Source organism: Listeria sp. ILCC797, from assembly GCF_900186185.1.
Taxonomy (GTDB): domain Bacteria; phylum Bacillota; class Bacilli; order Lactobacillales; family Listeriaceae; genus Listeria; species Listeria goaensis.
In genome coordinates this window covers 37,138-60,690 of sequence record NZ_FYBS01000010.1, presented here as the reverse complement: position 1 = coordinate 60,690, position 23,553 = coordinate 37,138, and the positions used below count along the sequence as shown (strand labels likewise).

Sequence of the window (23,553 nt, the reverse complement as noted above, 5' to 3'; positions counted from 1 at the left end):
TTTCTCTCCTTATTTATCCAAAGGGCCTTTGCCAAGATAAGCTTTAAACATCCAAATATGTTTGTCAATCTCTGCTTTGAAGCCGATTAGCATGTCATTTGTAACATCATCGCCTTCTTTTTCAGAAAGCTCAATCCCTTGCTTATACTCATCGCGGAGAAGTTCCAACGTGCCTACAAGATCTTCCATCAACTCTTCCATCGTTTTTGGTTTCGTGTAAGGTGCTTCTTCAACACTCGCATTGTCTAAAAATTCTTTTAATGTGCTGAACGGGCTACCGCCAATCGCAAGTAAACGTTCCGCTACTTCGTCCATTTGTTCCCCAAATTCGCTATATAAGTCATCCATTTTTTCGTGTAAGGTGAAGAAACTGCGTCCGCGCATATACCAATGAATTTGGTGAATTTTTACCGTGAATATGTTTAAATTAGCGACTTGGTGGTTTAAGAATTCCTTTGTATCTACCGAGTTAATTGTTTTCATAATATCTTTTCTCCTCCTAAATAATAATTACTATTATATAATAATTATTATAAACTAATCCCCACATTTTGTCCAGTGTGGAAAGTATCACAATCTAAGTTTACCACAAAATCATTTTCCTAAACGATTTATTGTTGCAACGTTTAAAAATCTTTAGCATAATGGAATTTGGAGGTGTTTAAAATGTGGCTAGCATCCAAAACGGCGCCTGCTTTAGCGCGTGACATCGAAGCGTTTGAAGCGGCAAATCAAATTCAGTTACCTACGGCGTACCGGGCACTAATCGCGAAACAAAATGGCGGCTTCATTCAAAAAAATCATTTTAAAACGAGCGAGCCAACATCTTATGGCTTTGATTTTCTGGAAGTCTATCAAATTTTTGGCCTGCACAATTTAATCACAGAGCCTCCGGCAGCATCTGAAAATCCACTTTCTGGAAAGATTATTTATTTTTCTAAGGACGGCGAACGCTATCTTGGTTTTGATTATAAAACGGCTTTGCCGAGCATTTTATACGCCGATTTTGAAACCTTGCAGACGCTTACGATTGCCGCAAACTTTGATACATTTTTAGCGCAGCTTTACTTTGAGCCATTTGAATATGAAAATGTGACAACTTATGGGCACGCGAAACTTGATCAGATGCTCCTTCAGGCGGACTTTGATGGGAGAAGGAAAATTTTGACCTTGCTTGAAGACGAAGCAGATAAGCCGTGGTTTTTACATCATATTAGGACGCTTATTTTGGAAGGTGACGCGAAAAATGCTTTTACGCTATTCGAAAATCAAATTTTATATTTTAGACGAAAATTACCAAAAGCTCTTGTGAACGAACTTTTTCAGCAGTTTCAAGCTTGCGGTATTGATATTTCGACTTTAGAGAAGGAATGGAAGGGAGAATCATCATGATTAAAGTGATTTTTGTATGCCTTGGGAATATTTGTCGTTCTCCGATGGCGGAAGGCTTTTTTAGAAAACAAGTGGAGGACGCGCATTTAGCTGACCAATTCGAAATCGATTCGGCGGCAACGGGTACGTGGAATTTAGGAAATCCGCCTCATCGCGGTACGCAAAAGGTTTTAGAAAAACATCAAATTGATTTCAGTCATATGCGCGCGCGGAAAATTAGTTTAGCGGATTTTGAAACGGCGGATTACATTATCGGAATGGACGATGCCAATTTAGAAGATATTTTAGCGTTAGGCGGTGCAAACAGCTCAGCCTCGATTTATAAATTGATGGATTTTGTACCAAATAGTGACCGTTCGAGCGTCCCCGATCCGTATTATACGGGAGATTTTGATGAAACAGAACGTCTTGTCACAGCGGGAACAGAAGGACTTTTACAAACGATTCGAACGAAACATAACCTTTAAAATGTTTGGCGCATGCCAAATTGTGGTACTAATTAACGTACAATCAAAGGATTTGAGGTTTTAATATGTTAGGTATCATTTGGGGAATTATTGTCGTTTTATTCGTCGTTTGGCTTATCGGATTGATTTTTCATATCGCAGGTGGCTTAATTAACATCCTCCTCGTTGTGATTTTAGTTCTCATTATCTGGAACTTAATTCAATCTGCTAGAAACAAGCGAAACCAGTAATAGAACCGAAAAAAGCGCTAGTGAGTTTATCACTAACGCTTTTTTTATTTTGTTCCTAAATGCTTACTTTCGATAAAAGCCTTCAATTCCATACGCGTTTTTTGGCTCATGCCTTTTGCAATTTGTTCCGTCCAAGCTTCAATGCGCGCGCCGCCAGTTCGTTCCTTGTAATAGTCACGAATGATTTCATCATACGCATAATACAATTCTTTTTCTTTATTCCTATAGGTGTTCTCATGATAAATTAACCCTTCTGGCATTCGCGGTTTAGGCGCAGAATTTTGCACGGGCTGTCCCACTGTTAAACCGAATAGTGGAATCGCATAATCCGGAATGTTCAATAGCTCCGACACTTTCTTCAAATCATTCCGGATTCCACCAATATAGCAAACCCCGAGCCCCATCGATTCGGCTGCGAGCGCCATATTTTGGGCCGCAAGCGCCGCATCAATAACCGCCACTAAAAACTTCTCGGTTGTTTCTAAAGAATCGGCCGAAGCGTTGTATGCTTCCGCAATGCGTTTATTCCTTGCTAAATCTGCGACAAAAACGAAAAATTGCCCCGTTTTTTCAATGTAGCCCGTATTGTTCGCAATTTTTGCTAGTTCCCTGCGAAGCGATTTATCACTTACCCCGATAATCGAATAGGCTTGAACAAAATTGGAAGTAGAAGCCGCTTGTGCACTTTTCACGAGCAAGGTAATTTGCTCCTCCGAAAGCGGCTTATCTTCAAACTCACGTACCGAATAATGCCCTAAAATTTGTTCAATCGTTTCATTCATTTTAACTACCCCTTTAATCTTCAAAAACTTGGTGTTCATAGTGCGGCGCCTGATCTAGTTCGCCAAAATTTTGTTGCCGCAAAGCTTCATAAATTAAAATCGCAGCCGTATTCGACAAATTAAGCGACCTGATTTTATCCGTCATCGGAATTCTAAGCGCCGTTTCCTCATGTGCCTTTAAAAGCTCATCAGGCAGTCCTGTCGTTTCCTTTCCAAACACAAAAAAGTAATCTTTATCTGGATTGCTATAATTCACATCGCTATATACGTGGCGGCCGAATTTCGTAATAAAATAAAACTCCCCACCCGCATTTTTTTCAAAAAACTCATCTAGTGAGTCATAATAATTTAATTTTACGTGGTCCCAGTAATCTAGGCCTGCGCGTTTCAACATTTTGTCATCTGTGCTAAAACCGAGTGGTCGAATAAGATGTAAATACGTATCCGTCCCTGCGCATGTGCGCGAAATATTTCCCGTGTTCGCCGGGATTTCTGGTTGATAAAGTACGATATGATTTGCCATTTTTTACTCACCTTACTCCTAAAATTTTTTTCGCTTGTTTAATTTCTGCCAAAACGTCATTGTCCGTTTCTGCTTTTTCTGCTGTTAAAATGGCTGTTTCCGCGTTTTGGCCACCAATTCTAGCGAGCGCCCATGCGGCAGTGCCGCGAATGACTGGCCGCGCATCATGCAACAAGCAGCCGATTAAGTCGGGTATCGCCGTTTTATCTTTATACCGCGCCAGAATAATAATTGCGTTTCTTTGAATCGGCTTTTTCCCCCGCCAAGAGCCTGCCATATGCCCAAATTGCTCCTTAAATTCGCGATTTGAAATGTGCAGAAGCGGTTTCAATTCCGGCCGCACGCGTTCTGGGTCTGGTTCCATTTCAGGGTGCAAGTGGAAATCATGACCGCGGTTATACGGACAAACAACTTGGCACGTATCGCAACCATATAAACGATTATGCAACACATCGCGATATTTTTCTTCTAAAAAGCCTTTTGTTTGCGTTAAATAGCTTAAGCAAATTTTGGGATTCATTGCGCCTTCGCCGAGTAGTGAGCCAGTCGGGCAAGCTTTAACGCACTGATTGCAGTCACCGCACAAGTCGCCAATTGGCTCATCTGGCGGGAAAGCAATGTTCGTTAGCATTTCGCCTAAGTACACCCACGAACCGTATTCTTTCGTAATTAACAGCGTGTTTTTACCGCGAGCACCGATACCTGCTCGTTCTGCCACAGCCACATCAGATAATTCGCCCGTATCGACCATGCTTTTCATTTTAGCTTCGGGCACTCGTTTTAAAATAAAAGCTTCAATAAGTGCCAGCTTTTCGCGCAAAATCGTATGATAGTCGGTGCCCCAAGAAGCGCGTGCAAAGACGCCACGCCGCGATTCACGCTTGCTCACAGGGCTTTCCTTTAGCTTAGACGGATAGGCGAGCGCAATCGCGATAATGGATTTTGGCTCTTCGAAAATGAGTTCAGGATACACTCGCTCGTTTAAAACGGGATGTTCAAACCCGGTTAAAACCTCTTCTTTTTCGGCAATTTCCAAACGTTCTTTTAAAAACAAAAAAGGATCCGCAGTCGTAAAGCCAATTTTCTGCACACCAATTTCGGTCGCATACTGAATTATTTCAGCCTTTAGCTTTGTCGTATCCATGCGAAAACCTCCTTTTAAAATAAAAAATAAACGCAATGCTTCGCTTAAAAAGGTCGAAACACTGCGTTAGTAACAGTATGTAAAGAGCGGGTGAGGAGAATCGAACTCCCGACAACAGCTTGGAAGGCTGTGGTTTTACCACTAAACTACACCCGCACAATTGGCTTTATGACGTTGTTTGTAACAACTTTTATATCATAACACCAGATACTAATTTTGACAAGACCTTTTTTAAAAATTTATGTTTTTTTTGTTAAAAATTGGGTAAGCCTCACATCTAATCCGTCTGAATTTTAAACTTCTTTCCAAATTTATTCATAACCTATTCACATTTAGCTTTTACACTAAGATTATTCATAAAAAGAGAGAAGTGATTTCATGAAGAAAAAAATTGATTTTTATTTTGTTGGTATTATTTGTATAGCTATTTTTGTTAATTTTTATGGTATTTGGAATGATGCAACGGTTAATCCTTATTATACAGCAGCCGTTACAAGTATGGTACAAAATTCCCATAATTTCTTTTATGCCTCCTTTGATCCAGCAGGCTTCATTACTGTAGACAAGCCGCCTGTTGCTTTTTGGCTTCAGGCGATTAGCGCTAAAATATTCGGCGTTCATGGCTTTAGTGTCATTTTACCGCAAGCACTTGCTGGCGTTGGCTCCGTTATCCTTTTATATATCCTAATTCGGCCGCGCTTCGGAAAATGGGCGGCCCGTATTTCGGCACTTCTACTTGCGCTAACTCCAATCGCGGTAGCCGTTTCCAGAACAAATAACGTTGATGCCGTCCTCGTTTTCTTCCTAATGCTTGGTGCGCTCTTTCTATTCAAAGCTGTTAGGCGCGGAAAACTTGGCTGGTTGCTGCTCGCTTTCGTCATGATTGGGGTTGGCTTTAACGTCAAAATGTTGCAGGCGTACATGGTACTTCCCGCTTTCGTAGTTTTTTATTTACTCGCTACTAACATTTCTTGGAAAAAAAAGGCGGTCCATTTGGCGCTATCTCTCGTCCTCATGCTCGGTGTATCCGTTTCGTGGGCGGTTATTGTTGACCAAACAAGTGCGTCGAGTCGTCCTTACATTGGAAGCAGTCAGACGAACTCCGTCCTAGAACTTGCTTTCGGCTACAATGGCGTGGAACGTTTACTTGGGCAGGAAACCGGCACAGGAACCGGCGGCGGTAGCCCGTCTACTAGCAGTTACGGCGGACAAGGCGGCGCACCTAGCGGACAAAATGATGGCAGCCAGTCGTTCGGCGATGGCAATTCAACCGGCATGCCTAGCCCCCCTTCTGGACAAAACGGTGGCGGACAAGGCGGTTCAAAAATGATGGGTAGCGGCGGTATGTTTGGCACAGGCGAAAAAGGTCCGCTACGGCTCTTCCAAACGGCCTTAGGCGACCAAATTAGTTGGTTCTTGCCGCTAGCACTCTTTGGCATACTTGCGATTTTCATTGCGTATCGTCGTGAAAACGCAAAATGGTTCCACTTATCAGATGCCCAAAAGGAAATGGTTTTCTGGGCAGCTTGGCTTCTTCCAGTTGCCGGATTTTTCAGCGTAGCTGGTTTCTTCCATCATTATTATTTGATTATGCTCGCTCCTCCAATTGCGGCGTTAGCTGGCGCAGGGCTAGTCGCTCTTTTCCAACTATATCGCGAGCAGCAAAATTGGCAATCCTTTTTACTCCCAAGTGCCATTACTTTAACTGGTTTCTTGCAAGCCTTCTTCGTCTTTCAGTATAGCGCGCCATTTGCCATTGGGATTGCCCTTCTCGTAGCAGCGATTTCGCTTTTCCTCGTGTTATATCGCAAAGAATCGAAAGGTCTTACCGCAAAAATCACAGCGCTCGGACTGGCAATTTTACTAGCGGCACCAACCTATTGGTCGCTCACGCCTTTAATTTACGGTGGCAATAGTTCGCTTCCTGAAACAGGACCACAACTCGCAACTTCAAGCGGCGGCGGTTTCGCAGATGCTTCTGTGGACACTGGTTTAATCGCGTATTTAGAAGAAAACAATACCGGCGAAACATATTTATTCGGCACGACAGACGCGACAACAGCAGGCCCTTACATCATTAAAACGCAAAAAGCCGTCATGGCGATGGGTGGCTTTAACGGGACCGACCCGACGCTCACCGTAAGCGAACTGAAAACGATGGTTAAAAACGGCGAAATAAAATACTTCTACCTTCCAAGTAATAGTAAAGCAGCCGACTCAGACGTCATTAATTGGATTCAAGAAAATGGAACCGCAATTGATTCCAGCGAGTATAGTTCTGAAACAGACGCAAATTCGTCGGCCACTACAAGTGCTTTCGGAGCACAGGGCATGAATGGAACTGGAAATGGAACGCTTTATTTATTGAAATAGGAAAGGAAGATGATGTGAAATGACCAATCTAATCGAGCTTTCAGTAGTCATTCCAGTCTACAATGAAGAAGAAGTTTTAATAAGCAGCTACGAACGTCTAACGGCCGTCATGCGGGGTCTAACGCCTAATTTTGAACTGATTTTTGTGAATGACGGCAGCCAAGATAACACACGCCGCATTTTAGATGACCTCCAGGAACTAGATATGCACGTTCGAGTGATTCATTTTTCACGGAACTTTGGCCATCAAATTGCGATTACCGCGGGTGCTCGTTATGCAAGTGGCGCAGCCGTTGTAGTGATTGACGCCGATTTGCAAGACCCACCGGAACTCATTCCCGCAATGGTAGAAAAATGGCGCGCAGGCTACCAAGTTGTCTATGCGAAACGTTTAGTCCGTAAAGGTGAATCGTTTTTCAAAAAATTTAGTGCCAAAGTGTTCTACCGGATCCTTGAAAAGCTGTCCGATACCCCGATCCCTGTTGATACTGGCGACTTTCGGCTAATGGATGCGAAGGTGTGCAGGGCGCTTCGGCAGTTGGAGGAGAAAAATCCGTTCGTCCGCGGTCAGGTGAGCTGGCTCGGGTTCAAGCAAACGGAGGTCGAATACGAGCGCGATGAGCGGCTTTACGGTGAAACGAAGTATCCGCTCAAGAAAATGATTAAGCTTTCGCTTGACGGCATTACTTCTTTCTCTTATTTGCCTCTAAAACTCGCAACTTATCTAGGCGTAACGGTTGCCACATGCGGCTTCCTCTACATGATTGTCGTCCTCTTTCAAAAACTCTTTACCACCATGACGGTGCCTGGCTGGGCGTCTATCGTCATCATTCAGCTCATCTTTTTCGGCATCGTCCTCCTCGTCCTTGGTATGATTGGCGAATACATTGGCCGCATGTACGAAGAAACGCGGCACCGCCCGCTTTACGTGGTGGACGAGGCAAACGGCTTTGAGGCAAGCCATTTATACGCACTGAAAGAACAGATCAAATAAAATGAACCGCCCGAAAATCGGGCGGTTCATTTATTTAGTTTGGCCATAAACTAGGATTATGATAGTAGGCATCTAAATCCGAGCTAAACCATCTTCCATTTAATACAGTGTGGACAATTTTACTTTTGGCTGCTTCTGAAATGCTTGTGTCCGCTTCAATGCGTTCAATAATAGCTTGATTCGTATCCGTTTCTTGCTCCATTTTAATTTGCGCATGATTGTCATTCGCATCGAGAAGTAAACTAGCTTGATTTTGTTTGCTCCATTTTGTCCAGTTCGTCAAATCATCACCGTTTGGATTACCATCATGCAAGAAGTTTTTAAGATACGCTCTGAATTCCCCTTGCAACTCTTTCGCTCCAGGTAGTTGATACGATTCCGTAATCGTAGATAAGTACGTTTGATTGTTGCTATCCAAGAAAGGAATAAACACGCCGTGAAATGCCCCCACCAAACTCATATCTGTTGTCGTTTTAAGATTTGTTCCAAAAGGCATTTTCGTGTTATAAATATCACCTTTATAATGTTCACTTAGTTTTTCTGCTGACAGCTCTGTGTTAAACAAGGCATACATATCGCTACCATATTGTTTCGCAAAGTTAAATTCGGCTAGTTTTTCCTGATTTTTTGGAATATCGCCATTTGCTAGGCTTTCAGCAAAATAAGGATCTCCCATTGCGAAAAAGGAAAATTCACTTGTCCCTGACAACATCATTAATGGCACATCATTATATTCTTTCGTGTCAAAACCATTTTTAGGTAACACAGCTCCGTCCGTATAAAGATGAGGGAAAGCGCTCATGCGAATAGAGGCATTGCCCATCAATTTGCTTAATCGTTCCGCTGATAAACCGTATAAATAGTCCCGCACTTCTTTCTTATCTTGTTGTAACCACGTATAAGCTTCTTCCGTTGTCTTTTTGACACCATCTTCTACAACAAGTGGCGCGATTGCCTTCGCAAAAACTTTCACGCTATCTTCTGGATTTGCCACTGTCATACCACCACTAAAAGCAATGGCTTTTTGATATTTCCCGTCAAAAACAGGCGAAGTTAACGACGCCATAACATCTCTTCCTCCTGCTGAAAAGCCGGAAAATGTAATGTTTTTGGGATCCCCGCCAAAAGCTGTAATATTTTCCTTCACCCAGTCTAATGATTTCGCCATATCAAGTAACGCGTAGTTGCCAGAATCCTCTAACTTGTTGCCTGTATGTAAAGCTGGGAGAGGATTAAATCCTAATGCTCCAAGACGATAATCTACTGAGATAAAAATCGCATTTAAATCCTTTACAAAAGCTTCACCACTAATTTCCGTAGCGCTCCCGCCTTGATTGTTCCCACCGTGAATGTAAACCATAACAGGTAAATTTTGCTCTTTTGTGTTAGGTCGGTAAATATTCAGACGCAAACTTGATTCGCTCCCTGTCACACCATCTTGAGAAGTTTGAATAAACATCTCACTATCCTTGGTTGCATCTAACGTGCCTTTGTATTTCTTAGGATTTTCTGGTTTTTTCCAGCGCAATTCATCAACAGGTGCCTTGGCATAAGGTACTCCTTTCCAAATTAAAACGTTTTCATTTTTACTCTGATAACCTTTTACTTTTCCATATTTTGTAGTTTCTAGCACCCCTTGTTTATACGTTAATCCTGTTTGTGCTTCCGATTGGCTAGTTCCACACCCTGCTAAAGCAAATAAACAACCTACTAAAACTAACATAATCCACTTTTTCATAGTTCCACTCCTTTTTTATGAATATATAATAAAAACCTGAAACAAAAATACACAAAAAAGCTGCGTATCATTGTTTCAGGTTATGCCCATAAGGTTACATTCCTTAACAAGAATATATATATAAATTTAATATAGCACGTATTTTGATGAAAGCAAGAGTAAGCATACAAAATTTTCTAAAAAGACATATTTTTTTATTTTCTTGTGTGTTTTACACATTTACTTCTTAATTTATACGCTTTCTATTATAAATTCGCTTGATACTCTTTTAATTTCTCTGTATAACGTTTCCCCTCTTTTCTAAAAAATAATTCGCCTAAAATGGCAATGACAATTAATCCGACCGCAATTATTGCTGTAACCGCAATCCATAAACTGACCCACTGTAGTGATAATGTAAGTAACGCTAGCGCACTAATCTTAACAAGCCCTATAAGGATAATAGCAAAGATGATTAGCCGGATAAAGGTGCGACTTTTTCTTTTATTATTAAACAAAATGGACCACAAACACGAAATTAATAGCGCTAACACAAGTCCTTGTAACACAAAGGTGAACGGGATTTTATAATCAAAATCTGTGTTGTAAATGGCACCGAACAAGACGCCTGTCACCATATAGAGGATAATAAATCCTGCAAAAATCATGGCTGCAAAATTTTTCATTGGCAATATATAAGCCATTATTTTGTTCATTATAGACCAATCCTTTCTTTTAATTGCCGAGCATACTGCCTCGAAACAATTAATTTTTCTCCATTTGTTAGGGAAACTTCTAATCTACCGTTAAAATCTGGGCGAAGAGCTAAGATATGCGAAATGTTTAAAATTTGGGACTTGGCGCTGCGAAAAAGACTGCTATCCGGGAATCGTTCCTCAATTTCATATAATTTTAATGCCGTTTCATACGTCTCTTCCGCTGTATAAACAAAGCTTTTTCGGTCAACAGATTCCACATATAATATATCTAGCAATTCAAGTAAATATGTTTTGCCACCGAGTTCCCCACTAATTTCTTGTCCCAAACTTCTAAGCAGTCTTGCAGCTCGTCGTACTTCGGCATTTTCGTAAGGACAACGTATTTCAGCTCGAACTGCCTTAAAACCTTCTCGGATATCCACTTCCATCATTCTACCTCCTCACTTCATACGCCAATTATAATCGAAAAACATTCTATTTGATAGGCAACTTACGCAATCAAACATACAAGTTGTGAAAACTTAGAAGTTCAAACCTTTTACGCATGTGAGCGCACAAAAAATGCCCAGAAGTTTTTGACGACTCCTAGGCCACTTTCTAGCGTAACTTATGTATTTTTCCTAACAAAATCGTTTTATTTCTGGCTATTTGATGAACCAGGTTTAACTATGTAATAATTCTTAATACAAAAGAAGAGCGTGGTCAAAATCCCTACAAACATTACTACGGTCCCGATTAGACTATTCCAAAAGAAAGATAAAATTAACAGGGCTAGAACAATTCCAAATAAAAGAAGAGCCGTCGGATTTGTCTGTATTTCTACCGATTCCCCTGCAGCAACTTTCACTCCTTTACTTCCGAAAAAACCTTGATTAGCATTTACTTCGGCTGAATCTCCTTGTATGTCTACTTCTACCTCTTCATTGTGTTTTAACGATTTCACCTTTTGTTGATTTACTTTTAAGGCGACTTTAGTTGCCGCTCCCATAAAACCGGTGTTTCTTTTTACTGTTATTTTCATTTTCTAATTCAACTTCCCTCTTCGCCGCATCTCACCATATGTCAAAAATATCATTCGGTAATCATTCAGCTCATTATTATTTTTAAATCATTCCAGTATTAAGTGTAGCATATGTAAAACTAACATTCTGTGTCCATTATGTGAATTTTTCAGTTTATTACTCTCCTGAAATCAGGAAAAAGAGGATGCGTATTATACGTATCCTCTTTCACGCGTTAATAAAGCAACTCTAAAAAGTCCGCTTTTGTGATGTTGCCAAAATATTTTTGAATGTCTAAATCAGCAAGCGCCGTTTCAAGTTCCTCTTTTTTATAGGTAACACCTTTTAGACGTTCTTCAATATCGGATACGTTTAAAACGCCGAAGAAGTCACCGAAAATTTTGATGTCGGAAATGATGCCCTTATTGACATTCAGACGAATATCGACAGAACCTACCGGGAAGCGTTTTGTTCGCTCCAAATCAAACTTAGGAGATTTTCCGTAGTTCCAATCCCAATTGGCGTAGCGCTCTTTTGAAATTTCGTGAATGCGCGTCCAGTCGGCGTCAGTCAGTTTGTATTCTTTCACATCGGATACGTTTTCCACGTCAAAAATGTAAAGAAGTAATAAATCGCGAAACTCCTCCGTGGTCATCTTTTTATCCAAAAAATCAGCAATATTTGCAACTCGGCTGCGCACGGATTTGATTCCTTTTGACATCAGCTTATCTTTGCGCGGTTTGAGCGAAGCCGCCACATCATCGAGGTTTAAGTCGTACATGAGCGTGCCGTGCGAGAACATCTTTCCTTTTGTCGCGAACTGCGCATTTCCAGACACTTTGAAACCGTCAATTAGCAGGTCATTTCGCCCCTTTAACTCCGCATTTACGCCAAGTTTTTTGAGCGCCTCAACAATCGGCTGAGTGAATTTCGCGAAGTTGTGGAAAGAATCGCCATCATCTTCTGTAATAAAGCTGAAATTTAGATTTCCTTCATCATGATAAACGGCGCCACCGCCTGATAAGCGCCGCACAACGATAACTCCTTCTTTTTCGATATATTCCGTATTGATTTCCTCAATCGTATTTTGGTTCCGTCCAATGATAACAGACGGCTTATTAATATAAAACAGCAGCACTGGCTCGTCTAAATTGAGCTCCGTTAAAATAAATTCTTCGACCGCAAGATTGATGCGTGGATCTTTTTCATCCTTGTTATCAATAAAATACACGTTTCTTACCCCTTTTTATATATGAATTTTTAAACCTTTTTCAGCCAATTTCGTGTCGCCGGAAAAAACCGATTCCGCTTCATTTTTCAGCTCTTCTAAATTTCCTTTTTGTGGCAGGTGGCTCAGCAGCAACATTTTAACGCCCGCTTCTTGCGCCACTTTCCCCGCTTCAACGCTCGCCATGTGCACCTTCGACTTCCCAGCCATATCCTGATAGAAATTTGTGTCCGTAATGAGCAAATCAGCATCCTTTGCAAATGGAATAAACGCCTCTTGATACGCACTGTCCGCCGTATAAACCAGCACTTTCCCATTCGCTTCAAAACGCATCGCATAACACGGAACTGGATGAATTGTTTTTAAAAAGCGAATTTGGAATGGCCCAACTTTAAGTTCCTCATTCGCCCGGTATTCATGTGCTTTTGAGACGCCTTCCATATCTAAATACGAATAGCCACGTGCGTCTTCCTTATGCGCATAAATCGGCAAAACAGGCGGTTTATTTTCCATATCCGAAAGTAGGCGGACATGTTGTAAAATACCAACATCGGCCACATGATCTGGGTGGAAATGTGAAATGATGACCGCATCCAAATCATTTGGATGGATGTCATTTTGCATGATTGAAACAGCGCTTGCTCCGACGTCAATTAATAGATGAAAGTCACCTTCTGATAGCAAATAACTACTTGTCCCATCATTCGCTAGCGGATACCCGCCCCAGTGACCAAAAACAGTAAGTTCCATATGTTTTTCACCCTCTCTTCAACATAATTCCATGATACAACACTTCGTTTTTAAACCAAAGTAATAGGCTTTGTGCTGTTGTTTCAATCCGCATTGCCCCGCCTTTATATTTATGTTATTCTTTAAGCTTAAATGAAAAGAAAGAGGTGATAACATGAATTTTTATAATCGCATAAAAATCATGGTTCCACCGTTTCCCTGTGAAGGATGTTTTTTTCCCAGATTATAATTAAATTAGGAGTTTAATAATGGAAAAAAACATCGAAAAAAGTAAAAAAATAAATTTAGCTCTATTAGTCTGCCTAGTAGGCTTTCCACAAATAAGCGAAACAATCTATACACCTTCACTAACAGAAATCGCGCATGGTTATGGTGTCCAATTAAATATCGCACAAATGACGTTAAGCATTTACTTTGTAGCTTTTGCGTTAGGCGTTTTCTTTTGGGGAATCGGTTCAGATTATTTTGGTCGAAGAAAAGCAATGAATTTAGGTATAGTGATTTATGTTGTAGGGTGCATACTATGTGTGTTATCTAAAAATATTGAATGGTTATTTGTAGGTCGTTTTATACAAGCATTTGGTGCAAGTACAGGTTCTGTAACTACACAAACAATTTTACGAGATAATTATGAAGGCACGGAACGCCATCAGTTATTTGCTAAAATTTCAGCCGCTTTAGCCTTCTCACCAGCAATTGGCCCCTTGATTGGTGGCTATCTTGGTGAATTTTATGGATTCCGATTCGTTTTTTTATTTCTAGTCGTCATGGGCATGCTTTTATTATTTTGGAGTCTTAAAGGATTGCCAGAAACTGTCCGTCTTTCCTCAGAAAAAAGGAATGCCAAGCAAATTTTTTCAATAGGTATAACAATGTTGTTAGATCGATATACGCTAGCATTTGGCGTCCTAATAGGAATCTTTAATGGGCTGCTTTTTAGCTATCACACCGAAGCACCCACAATCTTTATTGAAAAGTTTCACTTTACTCAAAGTCAATACGGACTTATGGGATGTGTAGTCGCTTCAGCAGCCATTTTAGGTGCATGGCAATCCAATAAATTATTGAAAAAGAAAGCACCGCATGCCATTATTCAAAACGGCATTAAATTATCATTAATAGGTAGCCTATTCCTTTCTTTCATTTCACTTTTAGTTTTACCTTTATTTTTGCAAGTGCTTGTTTATATAATAGGTGTTTTCATCATTCTTACAGGAATTGGAATGGCCTTACCAAACTGTTTAAGCCTAGCATTAGCTAAATTTTCTGATGTAGCTGGTACAGCTGGGGCATTTTTAAGTTTAGGCTACTACAGTATTGTAAGCATCTGTACATTTTTAATTAGTATTTTTCACACCGGCTCTATCCTTGTATTTCCTTTATTTTGTGTATTGCTTTTACTCATTTCCATGATTTGCACCAAATTCGCAAAATAAAATGAGTCGCTAAAAACAAAAAGCATAAATCTAGTAATACTACCATCTAAAGAAATGGTTCTTACTGGATTTATGCTTCTTTTCATTCAAAATATTTACTTTTAAGTTCTGGAGTTAATTTTTGCGTATTCGTTAGTTCGCCAACTGCTACGAAGCGTTTTGTTGTTTCGGTTGGCTTATCACACGTAATGAGCGTGATGCGATTGTCTCCGGCATCGTCCAGTACGCTGACATTTGTTTCATCAATGATTTTCGTCGATGTGATTTTATATTCATAAAGTGAATTTAAATCGGTTAAATAAACTTTAGCACCTTCTTTTACATCCATTAGCGGACCAAAAAGCATCGACTCATTGCGCATATGGTGCCCTGCAAGTGGATAATTCCCTTTGCCCATTTGTTGATCAGGAAGCATTGTCGTTGCACCAGCAAGCAAGTTCGCCGTATTCGTCCCTTTTAATACCATTAGTTGGATATCGACAGACGGAATCGCAACGGAACCAACAACCGCGTCTTTATCATAGTTCGCTGCTCCTTCAACAACATTTTTCATAGAAGGAAGTTGCACACTATCATAATCAAATGTTGCCTCTTTTTTATTATTATCATCTAAAGTTTGGGCCGAATAGTTCGTAATGTCATCATGACCACTTAAATATTTCACGATGCCACTTTTTATAAATGGTGAGAAAATAAGTAGTAAGCCAAGAACTAAAATAATAATTGCAATAATTTTCTTTGCCATAACCTTCCTCCTCCTTCTTTGCTTTTCTATTATATAGTAGCAACCGCGTCACAGCAAATTAAAATTCAATGAAAACCGTTGTTTTCTGATAAATTCTTCACTTTTCCCGAAACATACGGATTTCCACCCACAATAAACCTTAGGGGAAAATGCTTCGCCAATTTTTTATTTGGGAGGCCAATTCTCTCGGTCGCAACAATTTGAACTGGCCGCTTACCTTCTTCAAGCCAAATGTTGCTATCAAACAGCGTTTTACCATAGTCCTGCATCGAAAAAGCCATCGCCTGTGTCAATTTGCCAGGCCCGTTCGAAATATCAAAACCTGTTTTTCCGCCGCGATTTATCTCCATTTCAGGGAGGGCAGTAAGCGGCGCTACAGCGCGAATCAAAACGGCTTCTGGAATGCCTGCTTCCATCGTAATGAAATTCAGCAAAACTTGGCGATGCATTTGGTACATGTAAATCGCGCCTGCTTGTCTGAACATGACTTCCGTGCGTTTTGTGCGCCGTTTCCGAAAACTGTGCGCCGCCTGGTCAGTTTCGCCTAAATAAGCCTCGGTCTCGACGATTAAGCTTTCGTATTTCACGCCGCACTTATCGTGTACGAGTTTCGCCCCTAGTAAATCTCGCGCCACTTCAATTGTAGTCTTTTTTTCAAAAATTTTTTCTGTTAGTTTCAATGGTTTTCCTCGTTTTTCTTCTATAATAACCGATGTTGCGTATTTTTTTCTAGTCATCCATCTCAAGACCCATGTGTTATGTTTTCCCTTTTGTTAAAATTATGTTAAGATTATGTTGGTGCAGGCTTTGTATTTTATATACGAAACCCTGCTTTTTTTCATCAAAATCTAAAAATTACTAGATAGTAAATAGAGTGTAGGAGAGGTGTAATATGAAGGATGGGAAAGGAAAAATCCTGACTTTTCTAAGCAAAAATTATGGATTTTTTATTCTAGCCGTCGTTCTGTTTTGGCTAAAATCAGTCATTGCCTATGAAACGCAATTTAACCTTGGTATTGAAAATGCAATGCAACAATTTTTATTGATCATTAATCCGCTCAGTACGGCTGTCTTCTTTATGGGACTGGCACTATTTGCAAAAGGTCGACGTTCTTTTATTTGGATTATCGTGATCGATTTCCTTTTGACTTTTATTCTTTTTGCAAATATGGTTTACTACCGTTTCTTCTCGGACTTTATCACGCTTCCGAATTTAAATCCGAAGCAAATGCAAAATATGGGTGACATGGGTGGAAGTATTCTTGCCTTACTAAACTGGACGGATATTTTATTCTTTGTCGATGTACTCATTTTGATTGCCTTGCTAGTTTTCGGTATCGTTCGTCCAAATAAAGAAGCGCGCATTCGTGCAAGAAAAGTGGTTGGCGTTCTGACGCTTGGTGTTGCGATGTTCTTCGCCAATCTCGGTCTAGCCGAAATTGATCGTCCGCAACTTTTAACGCGAACATTTGACCGTAATTATATTGTGAAATACCTAGGAATGACTAATTACCAAATCTACGATGCTGTGAAAAGCACTGAATCACAAACGCAAAAAGCGCTTGCTGACTCTAGTGACGTCAATGAAGTACTTAATTATACGAAATCAAAATATGCGGCACCGAACATGGAATATTTTGGTAAAGCAAAAGGTAAAAATGTTATTTATATCCATCTAGAAAGTTTCCAACAATTTTTAATCAACTATAAATTAAATGGTGAAGAAGTAACGCCGTTTATTAACTCCTTCTTTAAGGATGAAAACACGCTTAGCTTTACAAACTTCTTCCATCAAACGGGGCAAGGCAAAACGGCTGACGCCGAAATGATGCTTGAGAACTCCCTTTACGGCTTATCTCAAGGGTCCGCCTTTACAACAAAAGGTTCGAATACATTCCAATCAGCTCCGGGGATTTTAGCGAACTATGGCTATGATTCGGCTGTGTTCCACGGAAATTATAAGAGTTTCTGGAATCGCGATGAAGTGTACAAGCACTTTGGCTACAACCATTTCTTTGATGCAAGTTATTACGATATGAATGAAAATGATGTTTCGAATTACGGCTTGAAAGATAAACCGTTCTTTAAAGAATCTGAGCCATATATTGAGACGCTTAAACAGCCATTTTATGCGAAGTTCATTACTTTAACGAACCACTTCCCTTATCCGATTAATGAAGATGAGGCAAGTATTGCGCCAGCTACGACAGGCGATTCTTCGGTAGATACTTACTTCCAAACGGCTCGCTACTTAGATGAATCTGTGAAATCGTTTGTCACTTATCTAAAAGAAAAAGGGCTATACGATAATTCTGTCATTGTTATGTACGGTGACCATTACGGAATTTCCGATAACCACGCTTCTGCGATGACGCAAATTTTAGGGAAAAATTATAATTCTTTTGAGAATGCTCAAGCGCAGCGCGTGCCATTCATGGTTCACGTTCCAGGCGTAAAAGGCGGCGTTCAAACGCAGTACGGCGGCGAAATCGATGTGCTTCCTACGATGCTCCACTTGCTAGGTATTGACACAAAAGATTACCTACAAATGGGAACAGATTTACTTTCGAAAGATCATAAAGAACTCGTACCGTTTAGAAATGGTGATTTTATTAGCCCAACTTATTCTTTAATTGGTGGGAAATATTACGACCAAACAACGGGCGAACAAATTGAAACAGAAACGAAGGAAATGGAAGCAACAAAAGATACGGTCGCAAAAGAACTACAACTTTCCGATTCTGTCTTGCAGGGCGACCTACTAAGATTCTACACACCAGACGGCTTCAAAAAAGTCGACCCATCAAAATACAACTACAATAAAAAGAAACCAGACAGCGACGACACGTCTGAAACAACAAAATAAATAATCTGGACCACTCATTTTACGAGTGGTCCAAATTTATAAACTTAAGCAAAACGTGTCACGCATAAGAATACAGATGGTGAGATTCTAAGTAAATTCGAGTACCACAGGGGCGTAGTTTGCCCGACCATGTGAGAAGTTAGGCGAAGCGGAGGCAAAAACTCCGAAGATTGCCGTTTGTCATCAGTCTGAAGCCACTCATAATAGAGTGGCTTTTTTATGTCACCTCTTCCATTCCCCCACCATCTCTGCTATTCTAATAAAGTACTTACTAGAAAGGGAGAATTGGAATGAAATTATTACGAAATTATGCGTTTACCATTTGTCTGCTACTTGGTATTGTTTTAGGTGGACTTTTTGGTGTTATTTTTGGGGATAAAACGGTGATTGTGAAACCAATTGGGGACATCTTTTTAAACTTAATGTTTGTTGTCATTGTTCCTCTTGTTTTTCTAAGCGTTTCGTCGGCCATCGCGAACATGAAGCAGATGGCAAGACTTGGAAAAATTATCGGTACAATATTCGCAGTGTTTTTTACAACAGCAGCTCTTGCAGGAATTATTGCTTTTATCGGGATTTCGATTTATAACCCGCTACATAACGTAGATTTATCGGCTATAACAGCGAATTTGCCAAAAGCGCCTACGGAGGAAGGAAAAGGACTTGCGGAAATTTTAGTGACAACATTTACTGTACCTGATTTTCTCGAGCTCTTTACAAAGTCCAATCTCCTACCGCTCATCATTTTCTCGATTTTGTTTGGATTAGCTACTTCGATGTCTGGAGAAAAAGGACAGCCCGTTGCTGCATTTCTAAATTCAGCAACCGAGGTTATTTTAAAGATGGTGCAATTCATCATGTACGCTGCGCCAGTTGGACTCGGCTGCTACTTTGCGGTGACAGTTGGTCAGCTCGGTCCGCAAATTATTAACGGCTACCTCGGCATTTTCTTCCTTTATCTCGTCCTAACCGTGATTTATTTCTTCGGTATGAACACATTGTATGCTTTTATTGCTTCTGGGAAAACTGGCGTAAAAGTTTTCTGGAAACATGTCACAACGCCAGCCATTACGGCTATCGCTACCTCTTCTAGCGCGGCTTGTATTCCAGTGAACCTTGTCGCGACCAAAAAAATGGGTGTGCCTGACGACATTGCTGAAACCGTCATTCCACTCGGGGCGAACACGCACAAAGACGGTTCGGTCATGGGTGGCATCATGAAAATTGTGTTCCTCTTCACCCTCTTTGGAAAAGATATGACGAGTGCTTCAAGCATTTTAGCAATTCTTGCTGTTGCCTTTTTAGTCGGCGCAGTCATGGGCGCCATCCCAAGCGGCGGAATGACTGGCGAACTTTTGATCATCTCGATTTTCGGCTTCTCACCTGAACTTGTCGCAACGATTATGATTATTAGCACGATTATTGATATCCCTGCAACGCTACTCAATTCAACCGGCAATACAGTTTGTGCCATGCTCGTATCGCGCTTTGTCGAAGGGAAAAATTGGTTAAAAAGAAAAGTCAGTTTTTGATACTAAAATTTAAGTACTATTTTTTGAGCAGTTTTCTGGAACTGCTCTTTTTTTCGTTTTATAATAATATTGTAAGCGTTATCAAATTAGGAGGGATTCAAAGTGAGATTAAAAGATAAAGTTGCGATCATTACAGGCGCTGCTGGGGGACAAGGGAAGGAAGAAGCATTGCTGTTTGCGAAAGAAGGGGCTTTCGTAATAGCGACGGACATGCAAGAAGAAGTTTTAAATCAAACAGGTAAAGAATTAAAAGCCATTCAACCAAAATCTGAAGTTTTAACGCATAATGTAGCACTTGATGAAGATTGGGAAAAAGTGATTCAACTTGCTTTAGACAAATTTGGTCGTGTCGATATTTTAGTGAATAATGCTGGTATTAGCACCGAATTAAATCTTGTTAATACAAGCATTTCGCAATGGGATAAAGTGATTGACGTCAACTTAAAAGGAACGTTTCTAGGTATGCGTCATGTTATCCCACTTATGGAAAATCAGGGCGGCGGCTCCATCATTAACATCTCCTCCATTGCTGGTTTAACTGGCGGTTCTGGTGCAAGTGCCTATACGGCATCAAAAGGCGCTGTTCGATTGTTAACGAAGGCTGTGGCAGTCGATTACGCCAAACAAAACATTCGCTGTAATTCGGTTCACCCGGGCTATATCGAAACGCCGATGACGAAAAAATTATTTGAAGATGAAGCCACAAAAGGCTGGTTCGAATCGCTGACACCACTTCCACGTCTTGGCCAGTCACGCGACATCGCTTATGGCGTTTTATATCTCGCAAGTGATGAGTCGAGTTTCGTCACGGGAATTGAATTACCTGTTGACGGAGGATACTACGCGCAGTAAGTGAAATCCGAGCTGACCAAATGGTCAGCTCTTTTTTATCCAAAAAATGTTCTTCTTTCTTAAAAGAGTTTGTGCTAAAATGAATATTTGTAAACAGCTTAAAGTTAATGGAGGTGCGTCTAGTGGGCAACAAAAATCTTTCCTTCCATCGTAAAAGTCCGGAAGAGTTGCTAGCACAAATTGAAAAATTAAAGCGCGGTAAGTTAAAAATCTATATTGGATCGGCACCGGGTGTCGGGAAAACGTACCGAATGTTAACGGAAGCGCATGAACTGAGGAAAGAAGGCATTGATGTAGTGATTGGGCTTGTTGAGACGCATGGTCGAAAAGAAACGGCCGCGTTAATCGATGGCCTTGAACAACTTCCTTTAAAAGAAATTCCATATAAAAATAATACGTATTTTGATTTGGATGTTGAGGCCATTATTGCTCGAAATCCGGAGGTCGTCCTGATTGATGAGCTGGCGCATTCGAATATTCCTGGATCAGCGAACGAAAAGCGTTATCAGGACATTCAAAAAATATTGGAGCACCGAATTAACGTCATTTCAGCCGTCAACATTCAGCACTTGGAGAGCTTGCGTGATGTTGTCCACGACATTACTGGGGTCGTTGTGCGCGAACGAATTCCAGACTTTTTATTAGAAGTAGCAGATGAAGTCATTTTAATTGATGTTACGGCAGAAACATTGCAAAAACGGCTAAAAGAAGGGAAAATCTATGCGCCGGAGAAGATTGAACGGTCGCTTGAAAACTTCTTCACGACGAAAAACCTGTCTGCCCTTCGCGAAATCGCACTCCGCGAAGTCGCCGATGATGTAGACGACAAAGCGGATAAAAAAGCGGCACGCCTCCGGGCAGCGATGATGAACGAAAAAATTCTCGTTTGTATTAAAAATGATGCCAATGCTGAAAAATTGATTCGCCGCGGCTTCCGCATCGCAGACCGGTTACGTAGCGAACTGTACATCTTAGCAGCCATCACAAAAGAGCTCGATGAACTACCTGAAAAAACACGACAAGAATACGTGGCATGGCAAAGTCTCGCCAAACAATTTAACGCCCACTTCTTAGTAGAGCCGATTAAAGAACGGAAAATTGCACAAGTGATTACAGATGTGGCAAACAAGCATAATATCACCCAAATTATTTTAGGCCAGTCTGTTAAAACAAGAGTCGAGGAAGTTACAAAAGGCTCGATTGTCAATGCCATCATGCGCCAAACAGATGGCGTAGATATTCATATTGTAGCTAATTCGCGGAAAAATTAATAAAAAAAGCCGGAAACGCGGCAGACTCGCCTGATGGAAAGTTTGCTGTGTTTCTGGCTTTTTGTGCAGCAATTGGACGTACTTCGTAAATTATTTGGAACTAGTTTATTGTTGTTGCAGTGCCGGCAATTCATTTTTATTCAGTCTATTCAAGTAAGGAATCATCATTATGGTTCCCGTAATAAAAGCAATTCCTTCCGTTACCGTCATTGACCAAATCAAACCGTTCAAGCCGTAGAAATAATGCAACAGCAAAACAACTGGAATGAAGAAAGTTCCTTGAATAGTTGCCATAATCCCAGTCTGAGCACCCAAACCAGACGCCTGGAAGATTCCAGTAAATAAACCGGAAAAACCGTTAAAGACCGAGGAAATGAGTTGAGCAGCAAGAATGGTTAAGCCGACTTGAATGACACGTGGATCACTGGTAAATAAACTTAATACGGGTACGCGGAATAAGTAAGCCAAAAGGGCAAAGAGGATTGAGATTCCCCCGATCCATAAAGAAACTTCCTTCAACGCTTCTTTTAAGCGTTTCGTGTTATGTGCGGAGAAGCTATAGGCAAATAATGGCATCACACCTAAAAATAGCCCCATCGTCAAAAATTCAGGTAGTTGGGTGATTCGAACGGCTATGCCAAAGCTAGCAACGACATTATCACCGTATTCAACGGAAAAATTGTTTAACAATAAAGTTGTGACAATCATGAATGCAGATTTAAACAATTCCGAGACCCCAATTTTGTAAACTTCTAATTGATCCTTGATTGAAAGTTTAAATTGCTTCAAGAAGCCTTTTAAAGACGCGCTTTTCTTTTCTAAGAACCAAACATAATAAATCGATGAAGCGAGATTCGCAATGACGATCGAAATCCCTGCACCAATCATATGCAGATTAAAAACTAAAATCAGTAATGCATCTAAAGCGATACTAACAGCAACACTAATGAACATGCCATACATGGATTCTTTTGATGCCCCTTCTGAACGAACCAATTGTTCCAAAGCAAAATTTAAAATGAAAGCAAAACTTCCTGCAAAAAGGATTGTTGCGTATTGTTTTGTATAAAGTAATGTTTGACCATCTGCGCCAAGTAAGTGGACAAATTGATTCATGAAGATGATTGCGACAATTCCAATAATCACACCAAATAGGATGCTCATGTAAAAAGAATAACCAGCCACCTTTCGACCCTTTTGCTCGTCACCACGGCCTAATAAGCGCGTGATAAAGGTTCCTCCTCCAACTCCAAACATATTCCCAAAAGCCATCAAAATGATTGTAATTGGTAACGCCAAAGTAATCGCGGACATCATATTCGTATCATTTAGCAGACCAATAAAGAAAGCATTGATTAAATTGTAGACCGTCGTTGCTGAGATTCCGACCATCATCGGTATTGACAAATGGGCGATAGCTTTGCGGATTGGCGCTTCCTTTAAATAGTAAATATTTGATTCATTAACTTCTAATTCTTCCATAATAATCCCTTCTTTTGTTAGATTTATAAATGTTAGATTTCTAACTATA

23 protein-coding genes and 1 tRNA gene are annotated in these 23,553 nt (G+C 40.5%); 10 read left to right on the top strand and 14 right to left on the bottom strand.

Annotation, left to right across the window (positions count from 1 at the left end; all coding sequences use genetic code 11):
* Positions 1-9: 9 nt before the first annotated feature.
* The gene (locus BN1609_RS10805) at positions 10-483 is read right to left on the bottom strand and encodes a DNA starvation/stationary phase protection protein (RefSeq protein WP_088840847.1); all 474 of its coding nucleotides are present in this window, start codon (positions 481-483) and stop codon (positions 10-12) included.
* A gap of 183 nt (positions 484-666) precedes the next feature.
* Here BN1609_RS10805 and BN1609_RS10800 point away from each other — a divergent pair, with 183 nt between their 5' ends.
* From BN1609_RS10800 to BN1609_RS10790, 3 genes are all read left to right on the top strand, one after another.
* Complete coding sequence (locus BN1609_RS10800; protein WP_088815323.1) at positions 667-1,392, top strand: SMI1/KNR4 family protein; 726 nt, start codon at positions 667-669, stop codon at positions 1,390-1,392.
* The gene (locus BN1609_RS10795) at positions 1,389-1,859 is read left to right on the top strand and encodes a low molecular weight protein-tyrosine-phosphatase (RefSeq protein ID WP_088815324.1); all 471 of its coding nucleotides are present in this window, start codon (positions 1,389-1,391) and stop codon (positions 1,857-1,859) included. The genes BN1609_RS10800 and BN1609_RS10795 overlap by 4 nt, the downstream gene beginning before the upstream one ends.
* A 65-nt stretch (positions 1,860-1,924) precedes the next feature.
* A complete protein-coding gene (locus BN1609_RS10790; RefSeq protein ID WP_088809119.1) occupies positions 1,925-2,089 on the top strand; it encodes a lmo0937 family membrane protein in 165 nt (54 codons plus the stop codon).
* A 44-nt stretch (positions 2,090-2,133) separates the two neighbouring features.
* Here the strand turns inward: BN1609_RS10790 and nfsA are convergent, their stop codons facing one another.
* The 4 genes from nfsA to BN1609_RS10770 all read right to left on the bottom strand — a co-directional run bounded on the left by nfsA (position 2,134) and on the right by BN1609_RS10770 (position 4,694).
* Positions 2,134-2,871: an oxygen-insensitive NADPH nitroreductase gene (gene nfsA / locus BN1609_RS10785; RefSeq protein WP_088815325.1), complete on the bottom strand. Its 738-nt coding sequence runs from the start codon at positions 2,869-2,871 to the stop codon at positions 2,134-2,136.
* Between the two features lie 13 nt (positions 2,872-2,884).
* Complete coding sequence (trmL, locus tag BN1609_RS10780; RefSeq protein ID WP_088809121.1) at positions 2,885-3,394, bottom strand: tRNA (uridine(34)/cytosine(34)/5-carboxymethylaminomethyluridine(34)-2'-O)-methyltransferase TrmL; 510 nt, start codon at positions 3,392-3,394, stop codon at positions 2,885-2,887.
* 7 nt (positions 3,395-3,401) lie between these two features.
* Positions 3,402-4,538, bottom strand: a complete 1,137-nt coding sequence (queG, locus tag BN1609_RS10775; RefSeq protein WP_088815326.1) for a tRNA epoxyqueuosine(34) reductase QueG — start codon at positions 4,536-4,538, stop codon at positions 3,402-3,404.
* An 85-nt stretch (positions 4,539-4,623) separates the two neighbouring features.
* Positions 4,624-4,694, bottom strand: a tRNA-Gly gene (locus tag BN1609_RS10770).
* A 222-nt stretch (positions 4,695-4,916) separates the two neighbouring features.
* On the opposite strand from BN1609_RS10770, the gene BN1609_RS10765 reads away from it, so the two are divergent.
* Entirely contained in the window at positions 4,917-6,911 is a 1,995-nt protein-coding gene (locus BN1609_RS10765; protein WP_088840846.1) for a glycosyltransferase family 39 protein, read from the top strand.
* Between the two features lie 19 nt (positions 6,912-6,930).
* A complete protein-coding gene (locus BN1609_RS10760) occupies positions 6,931-7,905 on the top strand; it encodes a glycosyltransferase family 2 protein (RefSeq protein ID WP_088809124.1) in 975 nt (324 codons plus the stop codon).
* 34 nt (positions 7,906-7,939) lie between these two features.
* Here the strand turns inward: BN1609_RS10760 and BN1609_RS10755 are convergent, their stop codons facing one another.
* The 6 genes from BN1609_RS10755 to BN1609_RS10730 form a co-directional block, all read right to left on the bottom strand.
* Complete coding sequence (locus BN1609_RS10755) at positions 7,940-9,643, bottom strand: carboxylesterase family protein (RefSeq protein WP_088840845.1); 1,704 nt, start codon at positions 9,641-9,643, stop codon at positions 7,940-7,942.
* A gap of 245 nt (positions 9,644-9,888) precedes the next feature.
* Positions 9,889-10,338 carry a hypothetical protein gene (locus BN1609_RS10750; RefSeq protein ID WP_088809126.1) on the bottom strand — a complete coding sequence of 150 codons (450 nt, stop codon included), beginning with the start codon at positions 10,336-10,338 and terminating at the stop codon, positions 9,889-9,891.
* Positions 10,338-10,769, bottom strand: coding sequence for a LytTR family DNA-binding domain-containing protein (locus BN1609_RS10745; RefSeq protein ID WP_220387164.1), 432 nt, complete (start codon positions 10,767-10,769; stop codon positions 10,338-10,340). Before BN1609_RS10745 ends, BN1609_RS10750 begins: the two co-directional genes overlap by 1 nt.
* 206 nt (positions 10,770-10,975) lie before the next feature.
* Positions 10,976-11,362, bottom strand: coding sequence for a hypothetical protein (locus tag BN1609_RS10740; RefSeq protein WP_088809128.1), 387 nt, complete (start codon positions 11,360-11,362; stop codon positions 10,976-10,978).
* Between the two features lie 215 nt (positions 11,363-11,577).
* Positions 11,578-12,573, bottom strand: coding sequence for a lipoate--protein ligase (locus BN1609_RS10735; protein ID WP_088840843.1), 996 nt, complete (start codon positions 12,571-12,573; stop codon positions 11,578-11,580).
* Between the two features lie 15 nt (positions 12,574-12,588).
* Positions 12,589-13,320, bottom strand: coding sequence for an MBL fold metallo-hydrolase (locus BN1609_RS10730; RefSeq protein ID WP_088809130.1), 732 nt, complete (start codon positions 13,318-13,320; stop codon positions 12,589-12,591).
* 248 nt (positions 13,321-13,568) lie between these two features.
* Between BN1609_RS10730 and BN1609_RS10725 the strand changes: the two genes are divergently transcribed.
* Complete coding sequence (locus BN1609_RS10725) at positions 13,569-14,756, top strand: multidrug effflux MFS transporter (RefSeq protein WP_088838808.1); 1,188 nt, start codon at positions 13,569-13,571, stop codon at positions 14,754-14,756.
* A gap of 82 nt (positions 14,757-14,838) precedes the next feature.
* Here the strand turns inward: BN1609_RS10725 and BN1609_RS10720 are convergent, their stop codons facing one another.
* Positions 14,839-15,501, bottom strand: coding sequence for a class A sortase (locus BN1609_RS10720; protein ID WP_088809132.1), 663 nt, complete (start codon positions 15,499-15,501; stop codon positions 14,839-14,841).
* 65 nt (positions 15,502-15,566) lie between these two features.
* On the bottom strand, positions 15,567-16,181 hold the full coding sequence (locus BN1609_RS10715; RefSeq protein ID WP_088809133.1) for a DNA-3-methyladenine glycosylase: 615 nt from the start codon (positions 16,179-16,181) through the stop codon (positions 15,567-15,569).
* 212 nt (positions 16,182-16,393) lie between these two features.
* On the opposite strand from BN1609_RS10715, the gene BN1609_RS10710 reads away from it, so the two are divergent.
* The 4 genes from BN1609_RS10710 (at position 16,394) to kdpDN (ending at position 22,022) form a co-directional block, all read left to right on the top strand.
* Positions 16,394-18,367, top strand: coding sequence for an LTA synthase family protein (locus BN1609_RS10710; RefSeq protein ID WP_088840842.1), 1,974 nt, complete (start codon positions 16,394-16,396; stop codon positions 18,365-18,367).
* Positions 18,368-18,657: 290 nt separating this feature from the next.
* Positions 18,658-19,899 carry a dicarboxylate/amino acid:cation symporter gene (locus tag BN1609_RS10705; RefSeq protein ID WP_088809135.1) on the top strand — a complete coding sequence of 414 codons (1,242 nt, stop codon included), beginning with the start codon at positions 18,658-18,660 and terminating at the stop codon, positions 19,897-19,899.
* A gap of 102 nt (positions 19,900-20,001) precedes the next feature.
* Complete coding sequence (locus tag BN1609_RS10700; protein WP_088809136.1) at positions 20,002-20,751, top strand: SDR family NAD(P)-dependent oxidoreductase; 750 nt, start codon at positions 20,002-20,004, stop codon at positions 20,749-20,751.
* 122 nt (positions 20,752-20,873) lie between these two features.
* Positions 20,874-22,022 (top strand): KdpD-like non-kinase potassium sensor, encoded by a 1,149-nt coding sequence (gene kdpDN, locus BN1609_RS10695; RefSeq protein WP_088809137.1) that lies wholly within the window; start codon positions 20,874-20,876, stop codon positions 22,020-22,022.
* A gap of 105 nt (positions 22,023-22,127) precedes the next feature.
* Here kdpDN and BN1609_RS10690 read toward each other — a convergent pair whose 3' ends face one another.
* On the bottom strand, positions 22,128-23,504 hold the full coding sequence (locus tag BN1609_RS10690) for an MATE family efflux transporter (RefSeq protein WP_088809138.1): 1,377 nt from the start codon (positions 23,502-23,504) through the stop codon (positions 22,128-22,130).
* Positions 23,505-23,553 lie beyond the last annotated feature (49 nt).

Bases quoted from the DNA above. Each gene is read 5' to 3' on its own strand.
- BN1609_RS10690 (WP_088809138.1), bottom strand. From the start codon at position 23,504: ATGGAAGAATTAGAAGTTAATGAATCAAATATTTACTATTTAAAGGAA.
- BN1609_RS10755 (WP_088840845.1), bottom strand. From the start codon at position 9,643: ATGAAAAAGTGGATTATGTTAGTTTTAGTAGGTTGTTTATTTGCTTTA.
- BN1609_RS10800 (WP_088815323.1), top strand. From the start codon at position 667: ATGTGGCTAGCATCCAAAACGGCGCCTGCTTTAGCGCGTGACATCGAA.
- BN1609_RS10760 (WP_088809124.1), top strand. From the start codon at position 6,931: ATGACCAATCTAATCGAGCTTTCAGTAGTCATTCCAGTCTACAATGAA.
- BN1609_RS10745 (WP_220387164.1), bottom strand. From the start codon at position 10,769: ATGGAAGTGGATATCCGAGAAGGTTTTAAGGCAGTTCGAGCTGAAATA.
- BN1609_RS10720 (WP_088809132.1), bottom strand. From the start codon at position 15,501: ATGGCAAAGAAAATTATTGCAATTATTATTTTAGTTCTTGGCTTACTA.
- BN1609_RS10740 (WP_088809128.1), bottom strand. From the start codon at position 11,362: ATGAAAATAACAGTAAAAAGAAACACCGGTTTTATGGGAGCGGCAACT.
- BN1609_RS10765 (WP_088840846.1), top strand. From the start codon at position 4,917: ATGAAGAAAAAAATTGATTTTTATTTTGTTGGTATTATTTGTATAGCT.
- BN1609_RS10730 (WP_088809130.1), bottom strand. From the start codon at position 13,320: ATGGAACTTACTGTTTTTGGTCACTGGGGCGGGTATCCGCTAGCGAAT.
- BN1609_RS10795 (WP_088815324.1), top strand. From the start codon at position 1,389: ATGATTAAAGTGATTTTTGTATGCCTTGGGAATATTTGTCGTTCTCCG.
- nfsA (WP_088815325.1), bottom strand. From the start codon at position 2,871: ATGAATGAAACGATTGAACAAATTTTAGGGCATTATTCGGTACGTGAG.
- BN1609_RS10705 (WP_088809135.1), top strand. From the start codon at position 18,658: ATGAAATTATTACGAAATTATGCGTTTACCATTTGTCTGCTACTTGGT.
- BN1609_RS10790 (WP_088809119.1), top strand. From the start codon at position 1,925: ATGTTAGGTATCATTTGGGGAATTATTGTCGTTTTATTCGTCGTTTGG.
- queG (WP_088815326.1), bottom strand. From the start codon at position 4,538: ATGGATACGACAAAGCTAAAGGCTGAAATAATTCAGTATGCGACCGAA.
- BN1609_RS10805 (WP_088840847.1), bottom strand. From the start codon at position 483: ATGAAAACAATTAACTCGGTAGATACAAAGGAATTCTTAAACCACCAA.
- BN1609_RS10750 (WP_088809126.1), bottom strand. From the start codon at position 10,338: ATGAACAAAATAATGGCTTATATATTGCCAATGAAAAATTTTGCAGCC.
- BN1609_RS10710 (WP_088840842.1), top strand. From the start codon at position 16,394: ATGAAGGATGGGAAAGGAAAAATCCTGACTTTTCTAAGCAAAAATTAT.
- BN1609_RS10725 (WP_088838808.1), top strand. From the start codon at position 13,569: ATGGAAAAAAACATCGAAAAAAGTAAAAAAATAAATTTAGCTCTATTA.
- trmL (WP_088809121.1), bottom strand. From the start codon at position 3,394: ATGGCAAATCATATCGTACTTTATCAACCAGAAATCCCGGCGAACACG.